This is a genomic window from Streptomyces sp. NBC_00310, assembly GCF_036208085.1.
Classification (GTDB): domain Bacteria; phylum Actinomycetota; class Actinomycetes; order Streptomycetales; family Streptomycetaceae; genus Streptomyces.
This window is the reverse complement of the sequence record NZ_CP130714.1, coordinates 2,747,483-2,762,868: the sequence shown is the minus strand read 5'-3', so window position 1 is coordinate 2,762,868 and position 15,386 is coordinate 2,747,483. Positions and strand designations below refer to the sequence as shown.

Genomic DNA, 15,386 nt, shown 5'->3' with positions numbered 1-15,386 from the left:
TCCTCGTGGTCGGTAGTCCTCGCCCGCTGATCCTGATTCGCGGATTCGGCGGTCCCGGTGTGTCGGACGAGCGGCGTGACGCGTATCAGGGATTCAACAACGGCAGCGTCTACGCGGAGCGCTACGGCGAGAACTACATCTACGAGGGATTCGTCCTGCGCGCCCTCAAGTCGCGGCTCCACCCGTACCGGGACGCGACCAACGTCGTCGGCTACTACGAGAAGGAGCAGAAGCCCAGACCGGGCGAGCACGACGGATGGCCCGAGCACCTGCTCACCGGCACCATGGTGGTGGACGTCCCCATGGCGCGCGAGGTGCTGGGCCAGGGAGCCCTCGGGACCCTGTGGATCTACCGCTACTACGACCTCCTTCCCCGGAAGATCGACCGCTTCGGGGAAGGGCTGGTCAGGCTCATCGAGATCATCCGGCACGGCATGCGCCCGGACGAGGAGTTCACCGGTGTGGACATCGTCGCGCACAGCATGGGCGGGCTCGTCACCCGGGCCGCCCTGAGCCGGCTGGGGGACAGCAGCGCGGACCTCGTCCACCGCATCGTCACCCTGGGCACACCGCACCGGGGGATCGCGTTCCAGTATCTGCCCGACGCGCTGGTCAAGTGCCTGCCCGACGCGGTCGCGGACGAGATCGCCGCCTTCGACCCGGACCGCACGGACATCCGGGCCATCCCGTTCCCCGTCAGGCGGATCCTCACGGTGGTCGGCACGGACCACCGTTCCTACAGCAACAAGTTCGCCACCCTGGGCAATCGCATCGCCGGCCTGATCGACGGGGGCACGCTCACCTACAACCGCAGCGACGGCCTGGTCAAGCAGGCCTCCGCCCAGATCCCGGGTGCTCCCCGGACCTTCGTCCACAAATGCCACGGCGGCGACGACTCCCTGGTGACATCGCGCGAGGCCTACGAGATCGCCATGCGCTTCTTCCACGGCACGCACCACGTGCAGCTGCGACTGGACAGGGCCGAGGTGACGCGTGGCCGGGACCTCTTCGGCCGCAGCGAGTTCTATCTCGGGGTGTCCGTCAAACCCCGGTTCGTCGACTTCGACCTGTGCCATCAGAGCAGCGAGGCCGAGAACCACTACGGCCCCTTCCGCAAGGACGACTTCACCGACGACCTGCCCGATCTCGCCGCGGAGTTGAGCAAGCCGCTCTCGGAACCGGGTGACGCCACCACCGGGTGGGCGGGCGAGAACCGGCTGATCTGGGAGGGCTGGGTCGACGCCGCCGCCAAACCCGAGGGGGCGGTGGACCGGAGCGTGGTGCTCCGCCTCGACGTCCAGGTGTACGAGCGGGACAGCCTCGGCATCGGATTCTCCGACAACCTCGTCTTCCGCAAGCAGTACTACGTCCAGGCGGTGCCCGATGGCGCGGGGGAGTGGTCGCTGTACCTCCACACCGGCGAGCGCTTCCTGGCGCCGGGGGTGAGCACCGAGGAAGGGCACGCCGCCGCGGAGGACGAGCAGGTGTCGGAGGTGTGGCCGATGAGGCCCACCGACAAGGGTGGGCCAGGCACCTGGACCTTCCAGGTCGGTGGGACCGGCTTCACGGCGGACCTGCTGCTGACGGTGACCGACGAACGGACTACGGGCGCCGCACCGGCCTGATCGACTCCAGGGTCGGTACCACCGGCCGGATCGTGCCGTCGGCCGCGAACTCCATGCGGTCGACGGTCGTCTCCCGGTGGGTGCCGTCCCCGCCGGGCCTGCCGGGGCCGTTGAGGGCGAACCGGTGGTACACCATGTACCAGTCGTCCGTGCCGGGCACGTTCACCACCGAGTGGTGGCCGGTCCCCTTGATGCCGTACTCGGGACGCTTGGAGAGGATCGTGCCCTGCTTGGTCCAGGGGCCCAGCGGGGACGGTCCGGTCGCGTAGGCCACGTGGTAGTTCTCGCTGCGGGTGTCGTCCTCGGACCACATGAAGTAGTACGTGCCCTTCCGCTTGATCACGAAGGAGCCCTCCCGGTAGTTGTCCGGGGTGATGTCCTTCACCGCGGTCGGGTCGAACGACACCATGTCGTCGTTCAGCGGGACGACGTACCCGCGCCCGTTGCCCCAGTAGAGATACGCCTGGCCGTCGTCGTCGACGAAGACCGACGGGTCGATGGCCTGGCCGCCGAACCGCCCCTTGGCGACCAGGGGTTTGCCGAGGGCGTCCTTGAACGGGCCGGCGGGGGAGTCGGCGACCGCGACGCCGATGTTCCCCTCGGCGCAGAAGTAGAAGTAGTACGTGCCGTCGCGTTCGGCGATCGCCGGGGCCCAGGCGTTCTTGTCGGCCCAGGTCACGTCGGGCCCCAGGTCGAGGATCTGTCCGTGGTCCTTCCAGTGGACGAGGTCCTTCGACGAGAACGCCTTGAACCGCGTGCCGCTCCAGCCCGCGAAGCCGTCCGTCGTCGGGTAGATCCAGTACCGGCCGTTCATGTACTTGACGTCGGGGTCGGCGTAGAGGCCCGGCAGGACCGGGCTGCGGGTCGGCACCGCTTCGACCGTCCAGACGCGCCGCGTACCGTCCGCCCCCGTGACCGTGTACTTCTGCGGCTTGCGGAAGTCGCGGCGCGTGCCCGACCTCGGGCTCACCGAAGCGCCCTCACCGACCTGGAGCCTCGGTGCGAGCCGCGCGAGGTTCGCGCCGGGCTCCATCGGCAGGACGACCTTCGCGGAGTCCTCGGTGACGATCGCGTGCCCCTCCTGGCCCTTCGCCGTCACGTCCACCACCGAGGTGGGACTCACCGGATACGCGGCCAGCAGTCGGTCGTACTCCCGCTGCGTCACCGGGATGACCGTGCCGTGCCGAGGGCTCGCGGGCAGTTGGTAGTTCGTCGACGGGGTCCACTCGCCGGAGTCGAGGTCGGTCGTCTCGAAGGGGAGGTAGCCGCGGCCGCCGTACTCGTCGATGAACAGGTACCACTTCTCCTCGGTGTTCGACTTGAACACCGTCGGCCCCTCGCCGCGGTCCATGGCGCCGTTGCCGATGCAGTCCGCCACGAAGTCGTACGTCGTCGAGGTCAGGCTGGTCGACTTCTCGCCGGTGATGAACTTGGCGCAGGGGCTGGAGGAGGTGGGGTCGCGCTCGTCCTTGGTGTAGCGGTAGTACGTGCCGTCGTGCTTGACGACGGTCGAGTCGATGACCGAGTAGCCCGGGTCGTTCCAGACCTTCGGCTCGCTGAAGGTGCGGAAGTCCTTCGTCGTCGCGTACAGCATCTTGTTGTACGTCGAGCCGGTGTGGTCCGGGTCGTCGTCGGCGTACAGCTTCGACGCCCAGAAGACGACGAACTCACCGAGGCTGTCGTCCCAGTACGCCTCCGGGGCCCAGGTGTTGCCCGCGTTGTCGGGTGAGACCTTCACCAGGCGCTGGTCGGTCCAGTGCACCAGGTCCGTGGACTCCCAGACCATGATCGACTTGCTACCGTGTCTCTGGACCTGGTCCCAACTGCCGCTGCTGTTGCGGTACATGCGCAGATCGGTCGCGATCATGTAGAACTTGTCGCCCTCGGGAGAGCGGATCACGAAGGGGTCGCGCAGGCCCTTCTCGCCGATGGTCGAGGTGAGAACCGGCTGGCCGGCGTTCAGCTCCCGCCAGTGCAGCGCGTCGTTGCCACGGCTGAGGGCGTAGCGGATCTGCTCGCCGTCGGCGGTGCCCTCGCCAGTGAAGTAGGCGAAGAGATAGCCGGCGTACTCCGTCTTCCGCCCGGATGTCGGCACGGACTGTGGTGCGGGTCCTGGCTCTGGCTGGGCCGCGCCCGGCGGGGCGGCCAGCAGGCCGAGGAAGAGGGCCAGGAGGGGGAGCAGGAGCGTACGGGCGGTGGGGCGCATGACACATCCTGTGGGAGTCTGGTGGATTCTGTTTGCCAAGTCGCCCTCGGAGTCTCATCAGTGCGGTACGGGGCGTCAATCGGTGTGCGTGTGAAGACTCAGGGCGAAACTTTCGAACGATTTCGCGGGGGCGCGGCAACCCTTTTCCGCCGGGCGGCGACCAGTGATCAGAAGCGGGCCGGGGCGGCCCCTCCGGTCCGCTTCGTTCCTCGTCTCCCCGAGACGCGTCCCCTGCGAAAGGAACACCCGTGCGTCAGCCCATCGGACGCCATCGACGAACCCGCACCCTGTCGATCGCCGCAGCCGTGTCCGTCGCCGCGGGGGCGGGCGGCGTCCATCTCGGTCTCTCGCACGACGGTGCCCAGGCCGCGGGCACCACGGTCACCGTCTCCAGCACCGCGTCGCTGGAGTCGGCCGTCGCGAACGCCGTGGCCGGTACGACCATCCAGGTGCGCGGTGGCACCTACCGGCCGAGGAAGACCCTGAAGTCCACGGCGAACGGCACCGCCTCGGCCCGGATCACGCTCGCCGCGTACGGCGGCGAGAAGGTCAGGATCGACGGGTCCGAGCTGGCGGCCGGGTCCTGGCTCGCCGGGATCTACGGCGACTACTGGACGGTCCTCGGCATCACCTTCCAGAACTCCCCGGCCCAGGGATTCGTCGCCACCTCCTCCGTCGGCGGGGTGTTCAAGAACCTCGTCACCGCGGACAACGGCGACTCCGGCTTCACCCTGCGCGGCGACGGCACGGCGGACAACCTCGTCCAGAACCTCGACAGCCACGGCAACTACGACGCCGCGAACCACGGCCAGAACGCCGACGGCATCGCCGTGAAGTTCGGCTCCGGCACCGGCAACCGGATCACCGGCGCGCGCCTCTACGACAACGCGGATGACGGGCTCGACCTCTGGCAGTTCTCCTCGCCCGTCACCATCGAGCGCTCCTGGGCCTTCGGCAACGGCGAGAACCGCTGGAAGGACTCCGCGTTCGAGGGCAACGGCAACGGGTTCAAGCTGGGTGGGGGAGGGGCTTCGGTCGCGCACTCCGTCCACCACAACGCGGCCTGGGACAACACGTCGCACGGGTTCACCGAGAACTCCAACACCGGGGCGATCCTGCTGAACCGCAACACCGCGTACGCCAACCAGGGGAACGGGTTCTCCTTCGCGACCGGCAAGGCCCGGCTGGCGCGGAACCTCGCGGTGAGCAACGGTAGGGGGAAGGCCGAGCTCGGTCCCTCCACGGTGTCCGCCGCGAACAACTGGGACAGCGGGGTGACCGCGCCGGCCTTCAAGTCGACGGACGCGGCCGACGCGTACGCCGCTCGGCGGGCGGACGGGGCTTTGCCGGTCACGACGTTTCTGACCACGGGCTCCACGGCCGTCGGCTCGACGATGAACTGACCGCCACGAACCCGGGCCCTCGCGGCACCCGAAAGAACCGCCCCATCGGTCGTCACCGGCGGCGAAAGAACCGCCCCCGCCGGTCGTCACCGGCGGGGGCGGTCTGTGTCGTGCCGACCCCGAGGGGGGCTCTGGTCGGCACTGCTGCCGGCCGAGGGGGGCTCAGGCCAGCAGGTCCACGCAGTCGAACGAGGTGCCCGGACTGAGGAAGGCCGTGCCGCTCGAACCACTGACGATGTCGAGTTTCAGTACGTTGTACTCACTGGTGTTCGACTTCCACGCACTGGCAGGGACGCTGTAGGTGAACGTGTGGTTGTTCCCCCGGTACGAACCCGTGGTGAGCGAGCGGGTGGAAGGCTGCTTCGGGGCCGCCGGGACCGGCGACACCCAGTCGTTGACTGATACCCGCGGGCGCCCGTTCGAGAACGCGTCCGTGACGCCGATCCGCAGGGTGTGCGCGGCGGCGGCCTGGGCGGCGGTGAGTTTGAAGAAGATCCGGATGCTGTCGTTGACGTCCTGCCAGATGTACGCCGGGAAGGACGCCGCCGGGTCCCCGCTGCCCAGCGTGACGTCGCCCGTCCACTTCGCCGCGCGGCCGTCGGACGGATGCGCGTACGTCATGAGCTCGGCGTTCTTGAACTCGCCGGGAGTGCCGTCCCAGTCACCGAGGCGCCAGACGGTCTTCGCGGCGGACGGGTCGCCGGTGATGGTGATGCTGTTCAGCGCGGTCGAACCGCCCGCCGTCACCTTCACCTCCCGGGTGTGCACGGCCAGCTCGCCCTTGTAGACGGTCAGTGTGTACGTACCCGGCAGCATCCCCTTGCAGGAGAAGGCACCGGTACCGGAGGCGGCCCTCGCCCAGTACTGGGCGTCCGCGCCCGCGAAGCCGACCGTGTAGGCGTACTTCGCGTCCATGCCCTTGAGGCCCACACCGGCCACCTTGCCGCGCCCTGCCCTGCCGACCCAGCCGGTGATGCCGAGGCCGTCCACCCAGGACGTGTCCAGCTTGTCGTGGGACAGGGAGGAGGAGGGCGCCCCGCCGTCGGTGAAGGCCAGGACGTACGGGCCCTGGAGGCCGAAACGTTGCGCCTCGGTCTGGGCCTGGTTGTAGTGCAGGATCTCGTAGAGGCCGGCGCCGAGGTCGTTGGAGTGGCGGAGCAGGGAGCGGTAGAAGGGGCCGCCGGAGGCCTTCTCGTGGTTGGAGCGGACGATCCAGAGACCGACCGAACCGGTGGTGAAGCCGATGTGGTCGTAGTCGATGACCCGCTTGCCCGAGTAGTGCTTGGAGTGGGTCGTGCCGTCCGCGCGCCGCCAGACGTCACCGGCCTCGATGACCTTGTCGGAGGCCTCGATCCAGGAGTCCGGGCCCTCGCCCGGGAACATCCCGGGCTTGAGGCGGACGAGGAAGCGGGTCGCCGTGAAGGAGGCGTCCGCCTTGTTCGTCCACAGGTAGACGTGGTTCTGGCCGCTGCGGGCCGCGTACCACTGGGTGATCGCGCCGTGCACGGCCTTGATCAGGATCGTCGACCCGGACTGCTTGACGGTGACCGTCGAGGCGCCGAGGCCGGACTCGACGTGCGAGTGCTTGCCGCCGTAGCCCTCGTACTCCTTGCCCCGGTAGCTCAGCGAGGTGAGGTCGCCGGTGGTCTTGGAGACCTTGAAGACCAGGTTCGCCCCGGTGTCGACGACGAAGTTCCTGCCGTCGTCGGAGTGGCCGAAGCCGGCGGCGGACGCGGTGGACAGGAGGCCGGTGCCGCCCGCGACGGCGGCGCCGGTGGCGGCGACGCCGAGCGCGCCGGCCCCGAGCACGCGCCGGCGTGTGAGGCGTCTCTTGTGGGTGCTCAAGGGGGTACTCCGGGATGGTCGGATATTGGCTTACTTGTACGTGATGGCGGATGACGGGAACTTGCAGGTGGTTCCGTCCGCGCCGACACCGATCTGGGTCGGCTCCTTGCCGCTGTTGTTGCCCTTGAAGCGCACGCAGGTCTTGACCTTCTTCTTCGGGTCGCCGTGGATGCGGATCTTCGACAGCGTGGCGGTGTCGCCGTAGTTGGCGTTCACGCCGACGATCGCCTTCAGGGGTGCCACGACGTCGATGTCGCTCAGCACGATCGTGCGCTTGTACTGCTTCGAGCAGTTGCCGCAGGAACGCACCAGCTTGCCGGAGTTCTGCACACGGAATCCGGTGATGCTGAGCTTCCCGGCGCCGTTGAACTGGAAGACCTTGTCCGAGGCCTTCTTCGCACCGCCCCCGACGACCTTGTAGACGGCCTTGGACGACTTGCCCTTGAAGCTGGCGGCGTCCTCGCCGACGTCCAGCCACCACACGTTCTTGAGGGTGCAGCTGCCCTTGCAGTGCACGCCGTCCGCCCCGGGGACGCCGATGATCACGTTCTTCAGGACCGCGCCGTCCGCCAGCTCGAAGATCGGGTCCTGGCCCTCGTCCTGGCTGCCGTCGCCGAGCGCGCCCTTGCCGAAGAACTTCTTCAGCCTGCCGTCGTACGTGCCCGAGACCTTGATCGTCTTGGCGACGGCCTTGCTGCCCTTGGCCGTCGGCCAGGTGGCGGCGGCGCCGGCGGTGGACAGCAGCGACGTCGTGACGACCGCCCCTCCGGTGAGGGCGAGGGCGGCGATCGAGCCGATCACGGCCCGTCGGCCGGTGACCCGACGGCGGTGCCGGAGGCGCTGTTCTGCAGGTGCGGTCATGTACCCGATTCCTTGCCGGTGGTGACACTTGTGCCTACTGGTCGCCACCGGTGAGGAAAGGGTTGCCGCCCGAGCGGGATTTCTTTACGAATCGCCTTCGTCTGTGGAGTCGTTGTCGTCGCGGCCCTCGAAGTCCCCCGCCACCGCGAGGTCCTCGCCCTTCGCCTTCGCCGTCATCGCGTAGCGGTCGTCGCCCGCGTCACGGCCACCGCGCTCGTGGTTGTACTGCCCGGCGAAGACGAACTCGCCCTTCGGGACCGTACGGCCGTCCTTGAGCACCCAGGTGTAGACCAGGAAGCCGTCGTCCTCCTCGACCGTGAGGTCGAAGTCCTGCTCCGGCAGCGAGCGCCAGGCACCGGCCGAGGTGACCCCGCCGGTCTGGGCGATCCGCAACTGGACGGTCAGCTCGGTGAGTTGCTCGCTCGCCTTCAGGGTGAGATTGCTCTGCGCCCAGAAGTCGTTGCTGTGCGGGTCGACCGAGCCGTCCGACCAGAGCGGACCGTCCTCCTCGTTCCCCGAGGTGGGCAGCTCCGGCGCGGTCGTGACCTTGGCGGACGGGCTCTTCGACGGGGTCGAGCCGGCCTCGCTCTTCGTCCCGCCGCCCCCGGTGCTCGGGCTCGGGTGGTCGGGGTGGGCCGGGGCCCGGCTCGTCGCGGCCGGGGATTCGACCGGGTTCGGGGAGACCGCCACGGTCTGGTCGGCCGGCGGCCTCTCCTCGCCCTTCACCGCGGAGGCGACCGCGTAACCGCCGACCGCGAGCACCCCCGCGACACCGGCGGTGGCGGTGACCACCCGCACCCAGCCCCACAGCGGCGGCCGGGTCGCCTCGCGGACGCGGCGCACCTCGGGGGTGGCCATCCCGCGCTCGATCCGGGCCAGGATGCGGGCGCGGTCGGGCTCGTGCGCCTCGGCCGACTCGCGCAGCCGGGCACGCAGCTCCTCGTGCACGTCCCTCATCGGTCCCTTCCTCCGCTGCCCGGAGCACTCGCACCGGTCACCCTCGCGCCCGTCACGCCCCCGCTCGTGATGCCGGCATGCATACGCTTCGGAGCGTCCTCGGTGCCGAGCAGCTTCTGCAACTCGGCCATCCCCTTGGACGTCTGGCTCTTCACCGTACCGACCGAGACCCCGAGGGCGAGCGCCGTGTCCTTCTCCGAGAGGTCGAAAGCGTGCCGCAGGACCACACAGGCCCGCTTGCGGAACGGCAGCCTGCGCAGTGCCGACTGGACGTCGACCACGCCGGCCACATCGGGATTCTCGGTCTTCTCCTCGCGCTGCGACCAGAACAGTGTGATCCTGCGGCGCTCACGGACCGCGCTGCGGATCCGGGTACGGGCCAGATTGGCGACGACGCCGCGGGCGTACGCCACCGGATGGTCCGCCGCGCGGACCCGGTCCCAGCGGTGCCACATCGCGAGCAGCGCGTCCGCGGCCAGGTCGTCGGCGGCGTCCGCCTCACCCGTCAACAGGTGTGCCAGACGCGACAGTTCGGCATAGTGCCGTTCGAAGAAGGCGTGGAACTCCACGGAGGCTGCGTCGTCGACGACAGTGCCCACGGGGACCTCTCTTCTCGCTGCGGCCACAGCAGCCGAGCCGGCTGCCTGTGCGTGTCATGTGAATGACATGTGATCATCCGGGGTCGACCCCCGACGAGATCCGGAAGAGTAGCAGTGATCGTGAAAGGGGTTCGTACGCGGCTTCGAACGCCGTCTTGCAGGGAGAACTCCGATTCCGTAACACGGAGAAAACCTGAATCGGGTTCAACAGGGGAACAATCCAGCCAGCATCCGCGCGTAGTCCACGCCCGTCACTAGGAGCACCGTTCATGTCCGACGCACAGAAGGTGGCCGACCGGCCCGCAGCCGAGCCACCCGGGGCGAACAGCGTCGATCGCTTCTTCAAGATCAGCGCCCGGGGATCCACCTTCGCCCGTGAGATACGCGGCGGCCTCGCCACGTTCTTCACGATGGCGTACATCCTTGTCCTGAATCCCATCATCCTCGGCAACGCCAAGGACAAGTACGGCCACACCCTCGACGGCGCCGAACTCGTCACCGCCACCGCCCTCGTGGCCGCCGTGATGACGATCATCATGGGCGTCGGCGGCAACCTGCCGCTCGCGCTCGCCGCCGGCCTCGGACTCAACGCGGTCGTCGCCTTCCAGATAGCCCCGCTGATGAGCTGGTCCGACGCGATGGGCCTGGTCGTCCTCGAAGGCCTGCTGATCTGCGTGCTGGTGGTCACGGGCCTGCGCGAGGCCGTCATGCACGCCATTCCGCAGGCGCTCAAGCAGGCGATCAGCGTCGGCATCGGCCTGTTCATCGCCTTCATCGGCTTCGTCGACGCCGGGTTCGTCAGCCGGATCCCGGACATCGCCGGCACCACGGTTCCGGTGCAGCTCGGCGCCACCGGCGCGCTGTCCGGCTGGCCCATCCTGGTCTTCTGCCTCGGTGTCCTGCTGACCATCGCGCTGCTCGCCCGCAAGGTGAAGGGCGCGATCCTCATCAGCATCCTGACGATGACGGTCGTTGCGATCGTGACCAACTCGGTGGCCGACATCAAGAGCTGGGGCCTGACCACCCCGAAGGTCCCCGACGACATCGTGGCCGCTCCCGAGTTCGGACTGATCGGCGACTTCAGCCTGTTCGGCTCGTTCGGCGAGACCACCGTCATCACGGTCGTCCTGCTGATCTTCACCCTGCTGCTCTCGGACTTCTTCGACACCATGGGCACGGTCGTCGGCATCACCGCCGAGGCGGGCCTGCTGGACGAGGAGGGCAAGGTCCCGAACCTCGGCCGGGTCCTCCTCATCGACGGCGCCGCGGCCGTCGCGGGCGGCGCCTCGTCCTCGTCCTCCGCGACCTCCTACATCGAGTCCGCGGCCGGCGTCGGCGAGGGTTCCCGCACCGGCTTCTCCAACCTGGTCACCGGCGGCCTCTTCGCGGTGGCGCTCTTCCTCACCCCGCTGCTGACCATCGTCCCCATGCAGGCCGCCGCCCCCGCGCTCGTCGCCGTCGGCTTCCTGATGATGACCCAGGTCAAGTCCATCGACTGGGACAAGTACGAGATCGCCATCCCGGCGTTCCTCACCATCGCCGTCATGCCGTTCACCTACTCCATCACCAACGGCATCGGCGCCGGCTTCCTCGCCTTCGTCCTCATCAAGACGGTCCTCGGCAAGGCGAAGGAGGTCCACTGGCTGCTGTGGGGCACCTCGGCCCTGTTCCTGGTGTACTTCGCGATCAACCCGATCCAGCAGCTGTTCGGCGTGAAGTGACGCCGTCCGTGCGCTGACGGCGAAGGGCCGCCCTCCGGGGGGAGAGAGGGCGGCCCTTCTTATTCAGGTGGTCCTTTTCGAGGTGGTCCCTCAGCCCTTCAGCGCCGCCTCCATGACGGCCCTGGCCACCGGCGCGGCCAACCCGTTGCCGCTGACCTCCGACCGCGCCGCGTTCGACTGCTCCACGACGACCGCGACGGCGACCTCCTTGCCGTCGGCCTTCCCGTAGGACGTGAACCAGGCGTACGGCGTCTTGCTGTTGTTCTCGCCGTGCTGGGCCGTACCGGTCTTGCCGCCCACGGTCGCCCCGCTGATCCGCGCGTTCGTGCCCGTGCCGTCCTCGACGACCGTCCGCATCGCCGACTGCAACTGCTCGGCGGTGTCGGAGCTCAGGATCTCCTTGGTGTCCGCGTCGGCGTCGTAGTCCTCCAGGACGTCGCCGCCACCGTTGGTGATCTGCGACACCATGTGCGGCGAGACCAGCCTGCCGCCGTTGGCGATCGCCGCAGACACCATCGCCATCTGGAGCGGCGTCGCGGTGACGTCGTACTGGCCGATGCCCGTCAGCGCGGTGGAGGATTCGTCCATGTCCGACGGGTAGACGCTCTCGTACGCCCGCACCGGCACGTCCTGCGCCTTGTCGTCGAAGCCGAACTTCTCGGCCATCGCCCTCACCTTGTCCTGGCCGAGGGCGACGGCCATCCTCGCGAAGACGTTGTTGCACGAGTACTGCAGCGCCGTACGGATCGTGGCGTTCTCGCAGGGCGCGCTCGGGTTCTCGTTCGACAGCTCCGTGGTCGTGCCCGGCAGGGTGTACGGGTCCGGGCTGTCGGTCTTCGTGTCCACCGACGCGTACAGCCCGTCCTCCAGCGCGGCCGCCGCCACGACCAGTTTGATCGTCGACCCCGGCGGCAGAGGCTGGCGCAGCGCCCGGTTGGTCAGCGGCTTGTCCTCGTCGGCGTTGAGCTTCTTCCAGGCCGTGCCGGCGGTGTTGGCGTCGGTCAGCGAGGAGGGGTCGTACGACGGGGTCGACACCACCGCGAGGATCCTCCCGGTCGTCGGGTCGATCGCCACGGCCGCGCCCTTCTTGTCGCCGAGCGCCTCGAACGCCGCCTTCTGCACGGCCGGTTCGATCGTGGTGATCACATTGCCCGGGTCGGCCCGCTTGCCGGTGACCGTGTCCATCACGGTGTTCAGCCGCAGGTCCGTGCCGTCGAGCAGGTCCTGGTAGATGCCCTCCAGCTGCGTCGGCGCGTAGGCCTGCGAGGCGTAGCCCGTGACCGCCGCGTACAGCTCGCCGTCCGTGTACGTGCGTCTGTACGCGAGGTCGCTGCCCTTCGTGCGGGCCGAGCCGGTGATCGACTCGCCGGCCACGATGATGTTCCCGAGCGGGTCCGCGTACGTCTTGATCGCGTTGCGCCGGTTGTCCTGGTCGTCCGCGAGCGCCGTGCCCTCGTAGAACTGCACCCAGGTCGCCCTGACCAGCAGGGCGAGCACGAGCAGCAGGGTGAGGACGGCGGAGCGCCTGATCGTCTTGTTCATCGCACCCGAAAGGACGAGCGGGACGCGATCAGTCGTTCCCTTCGCCCGGCTTTCTCATGGGGTCCTCATGAAAACGGGGTTGCCACCTCGCCGCCTCAGAGTCTGCGGGTCGCCAGTGTGAGCCGGTCACGCGCGTCGAAGAGGGCGTCCTTGACGAGCTGTTCGTGGGCCGGGGTCAGCCGGGCCACCGGGACCGAACAGCTGATGGCGTCGCGGGCCGGTGTGCGGTACGGGATCGCCACGCCGAAGCAGCGCAGCCCGAGCGTGTTCTCCTCGCGGTCCACGGAGAAGCCCTGCTCGCGGATCTGGCGCAGCTCCTCGATGAGCTGCTCCCGGTCCGTGATCGTGTGCTCCGTCAGCGCCGGAAGGGTCTCCGGGAGCATCTTGCGGACCTGCTCGTCGGTGTGGGTGGCCAGCAGGGCCTTGCCGAGCGAGGTGGAGTGGGCGGGCAGCCGGCGGCCGACCCGGGTGAAGGGACGCAGATAGTGCTGCGACTGGCGGGTGGCCAGATAGACGACGTTCGTGCCGTCGAGGCGGGCCAGGTGGATCGTCTCCGTCGTGTCGTCCGACAGCCGGTCCAGCGTCGGCCGGGCCAGCGCCACCACCTCGTCACCGTCGATGTACGACGTGCCCACGAGCAGCGCCCGCACGCCGATGCCGTACCGCGTGCCCGTCGCGTCCGTCTCGACCCAGCCCAGCTCCACGAGGGTGCGCAGCAACATGTACAGGCTGGATTTGGGGTAACCGACGGCCTCCTGGACCGCCGCCAGGGAGTGCATACCGGGGCGCCCGGCGAAGTATTCGAGCAGCTCAACGGTCCTCACCGCCGACTTGACCTGTGCTCCGCCGCCCGTCTCGACTGCCGACATCGCCCTTGACCCCTATCGTTCGACGGGAAATAGTCTCAGACAGCATATTCATCATCAGAGACAGCGTTCAGCATATCGAACGACCCTGGTGAATGGACCCAGAAATACGCTCAGGAATCAGTGGAGGAACCCCCGGTGGCAGCAGCACCAGTCTGGAGTGTCGACCCCCGAACCGGGAAGCAGCGCGAGCAGGTTGCGGTGGAGGCCACAGCCCAGGAGGTGGACGCCGCCGTCCGCGCGGCGCACGCCGCCCGTGGCTCCCTGGCCGACCGCACGGTCCGCGCGGCCTTCCTGCGCACCGCCGCCGACCAGCTCCAGGCGGCCAAGGACCAGCTCGTGGAGGTCGCCGACGCGGAGACCGCGCTCGGCCCGGTCCGGCTCACCGGCGAACTCGCCCGCACCTGCTATCAGCTGCGGGCCTTCGCCGACATCGTGGACGAGGGCGCGTTCCTCGACGTGGTGATCAACCACCCCGACGACACCGCCACCCCGCCCATTCCCGACCTGCGTCGCTACAAGGTGCCGCTGGGCGTCGTCGCCGTCTACTCGGCCTCCAACTTCCCCTTCGCCTTCTCCGTGCCCGGCGGCGACACCGCGAGCGCGCTGGCCGCCGGGTGCCCGGTCGTCGTCAAGGCCCATCCCGACCACCCGGCGCTGTCCGAGCTGGTCGCGATCGTGCTGCGCCGGGCCGCCGCCGAGCACGGCATCCCCGAGGGCGTCCTCGGCCTCGTCCACGGCTTCGAGGCGGGCGTCGAACTCGTCAAGCACCCGCTCGTCACCGCCGCCGGCTTCACCGGCTCGATACGCGGCGGCCGCGCCCTCTTCGACGCGGCGGCGGCGCGGCCCGTGCCGATCCCGTTCCACGGCGAGCTGGGCTCCCTGAACCCCGTCCTGATCACCGCGGCCGCCGCCGAGGAGCGCGCCGAGGCCATCGGCACCGGCCTCGCCGGCTCCATGACCCTCGGCGTCGGCCAGTTCTGCGTGAAGCCGGGGCTGGTGCTGGCGCCCGCGGGCGACGCCGGTGACCGGCTGCTCAAGTCGCTCACCGACGCGGTCAGCGACATCGGCTCCGGGGTCCTGCTGGACCACCGGATGCGCGACAACTTCCTCGCCGGTGTCGCCGAGCGCGCCGAGCTGCCCGACGTGGAGTCGCCGGTGACCGCGGGCGCGGGCGGCGAGCACACCGTCAGCCCCGGGTTCCTGACGGTCCCCGCGGGCAAGCTGGCGGCCGAGGGCGAGCACGACCTGCTCCTGGAGGAGTGCTTCGGGCCGCTCACGGTCGTGGCGCGCTACGAGGACGAGGACGAGGCCAAGTCCGTGCTGTCCCGTCTGCCGGGCAACCTCACCGCCACGGTGCACGTGTCCGGTTCAGAGGCCGCCGGGGAGGGGCGCGGGCCGGAGCTGCTGGCCGAGCTGACGCCGCTGGCCGGACGGGTGCTGGTGAACGGGTGGCCGACGGGGGTTGCCGTGGCCGCGGCCCAGCACCACGGGGGTCCCTACCCGGCGACGACCTCGACGTCCACGTCGGTGGGCGGTACGGCCATCGAGCGCTGGCTGCGGCCGGTGGCGTACCAGGGCGCTCCTGAGGCGCTTCTGCCGGCGGAGCTGCGGGACGAGAACCCGCTGGGACTGCCGCGTCGGTTCAACGGGGTTCTTGAGCGGTAGCGCTCCGCGGGGAACGGCGGGGAACGCCGGGGAACGCCGTAGGGGTTCGGTTCGTTTCGGGCTGCGCGTGCGTCGTGGTCGCTCGCGCAGTCC

Annotated in this window: 11 protein-coding genes; 4 read left to right on the top strand and 7 right to left on the bottom strand. The window is 69.2% G+C overall.

Annotation, left to right across the window (positions count from 1 at the left end):
* Positions 1 to 5: 5 nt before the first annotated feature.
* Positions 6 to 1,625, top strand: coding sequence for a lipase family alpha/beta hydrolase (locus OG202_RS12175; protein ID WP_326583692.1), 1,620 nt, complete (start codon positions 6 to 8; stop codon positions 1,623 to 1,625).
* Here the strand turns inward: OG202_RS12175 and OG202_RS12170 are convergent.
* A complete protein-coding gene (locus OG202_RS12170) occupies positions 1,603 to 3,831 on the bottom strand; it encodes a family 43 glycosylhydrolase (protein ID WP_327730320.1) in 2,229 nt (742 codons plus the stop codon). The genes OG202_RS12175 and OG202_RS12170 overlap by 23 nt on opposite strands.
* 248 nt (positions 3,832 to 4,079) lie before the next feature.
* On the opposite strand from OG202_RS12170, the gene OG202_RS12165 reads away from it, so the two are divergent.
* Positions 4,080 to 5,234: a right-handed parallel beta-helix repeat-containing protein gene (locus tag OG202_RS12165; protein ID WP_327730321.1), complete on the top strand. Its 1,155-nt coding sequence runs from the start codon at positions 4,080 to 4,082 to the stop codon at positions 5,232 to 5,234.
* A gap of 162 nt (positions 5,235 to 5,396) precedes the next feature.
* Here OG202_RS12165 and OG202_RS12160 read toward each other — a convergent pair whose 3' ends face one another.
* From OG202_RS12160 to OG202_RS12145, 4 genes are all read right to left on the bottom strand, one after another.
* Complete coding sequence (locus OG202_RS12160) at positions 5,397 to 7,079, bottom strand: rhamnogalacturonan lyase B N-terminal domain-containing protein (RefSeq protein WP_327730322.1); 1,683 nt, start codon at positions 7,077 to 7,079, stop codon at positions 5,397 to 5,399.
* A gap of 30 nt (positions 7,080 to 7,109) precedes the next feature.
* Entirely contained in the window at positions 7,110 to 7,940 is an 831-nt protein-coding gene (locus OG202_RS12155) for a pectate lyase (RefSeq protein ID WP_327730323.1), read from the bottom strand.
* An 84-nt stretch (positions 7,941 to 8,024) separates the two neighbouring features.
* Entirely contained in the window at positions 8,025 to 8,897 is an 873-nt protein-coding gene (locus OG202_RS12150) for a hypothetical protein (RefSeq protein ID WP_326583697.1), read from the bottom strand.
* On the bottom strand, positions 8,894 to 9,496 hold the full coding sequence (locus OG202_RS12145; protein ID WP_326583698.1) for a SigE family RNA polymerase sigma factor: 603 nt from the start codon (positions 9,494 to 9,496) through the stop codon (positions 8,894 to 8,896). The genes OG202_RS12150 and OG202_RS12145 overlap by 4 nt, the downstream gene beginning before the upstream one ends.
* Before the next feature lie 269 nt (positions 9,497 to 9,765).
* Between OG202_RS12145 and OG202_RS12140 the strand changes: the two genes are divergently transcribed.
* Positions 9,766 to 11,217, top strand: coding sequence for an NCS2 family permease (locus OG202_RS12140; RefSeq protein ID WP_327730324.1), 1,452 nt, complete (start codon positions 9,766 to 9,768; stop codon positions 11,215 to 11,217).
* 90 nt (positions 11,218 to 11,307) lie between these two features.
* Here the strand turns inward: OG202_RS12140 and OG202_RS12135 are convergent, their stop codons facing one another.
* Together OG202_RS12135 and OG202_RS12130 are read right to left on the bottom strand one after the other, a co-directional pair.
* The gene (locus OG202_RS12135) at positions 11,308 to 12,759 is read right to left on the bottom strand and encodes a peptidoglycan D,D-transpeptidase FtsI family protein (protein ID WP_328222727.1); all 1,452 of its coding nucleotides are present in this window, start codon (positions 12,757 to 12,759) and stop codon (positions 11,308 to 11,310) included.
* Positions 12,760 to 12,854: 95 nt separating this feature from the next.
* Positions 12,855 to 13,628 carry an IclR family transcriptional regulator gene (locus OG202_RS12130; RefSeq protein WP_037691381.1) on the bottom strand — a complete coding sequence of 258 codons (774 nt, stop codon included), beginning with the start codon at positions 13,626 to 13,628 and terminating at the stop codon, positions 12,855 to 12,857.
* A gap of 135 nt (positions 13,629 to 13,763) precedes the next feature.
* Between OG202_RS12130 and OG202_RS12125 the strand changes: the two genes are divergently transcribed.
* Positions 13,764 to 15,293 carry an aldehyde dehydrogenase (NADP(+)) gene (locus OG202_RS12125; RefSeq protein ID WP_328222725.1) on the top strand — a complete coding sequence of 510 codons (1,530 nt, stop codon included), beginning with the start codon at positions 13,764 to 13,766 and terminating at the stop codon, positions 15,291 to 15,293.
* The last annotated feature ends 93 nt before the right edge of the window (positions 15,294 to 15,386 follow it).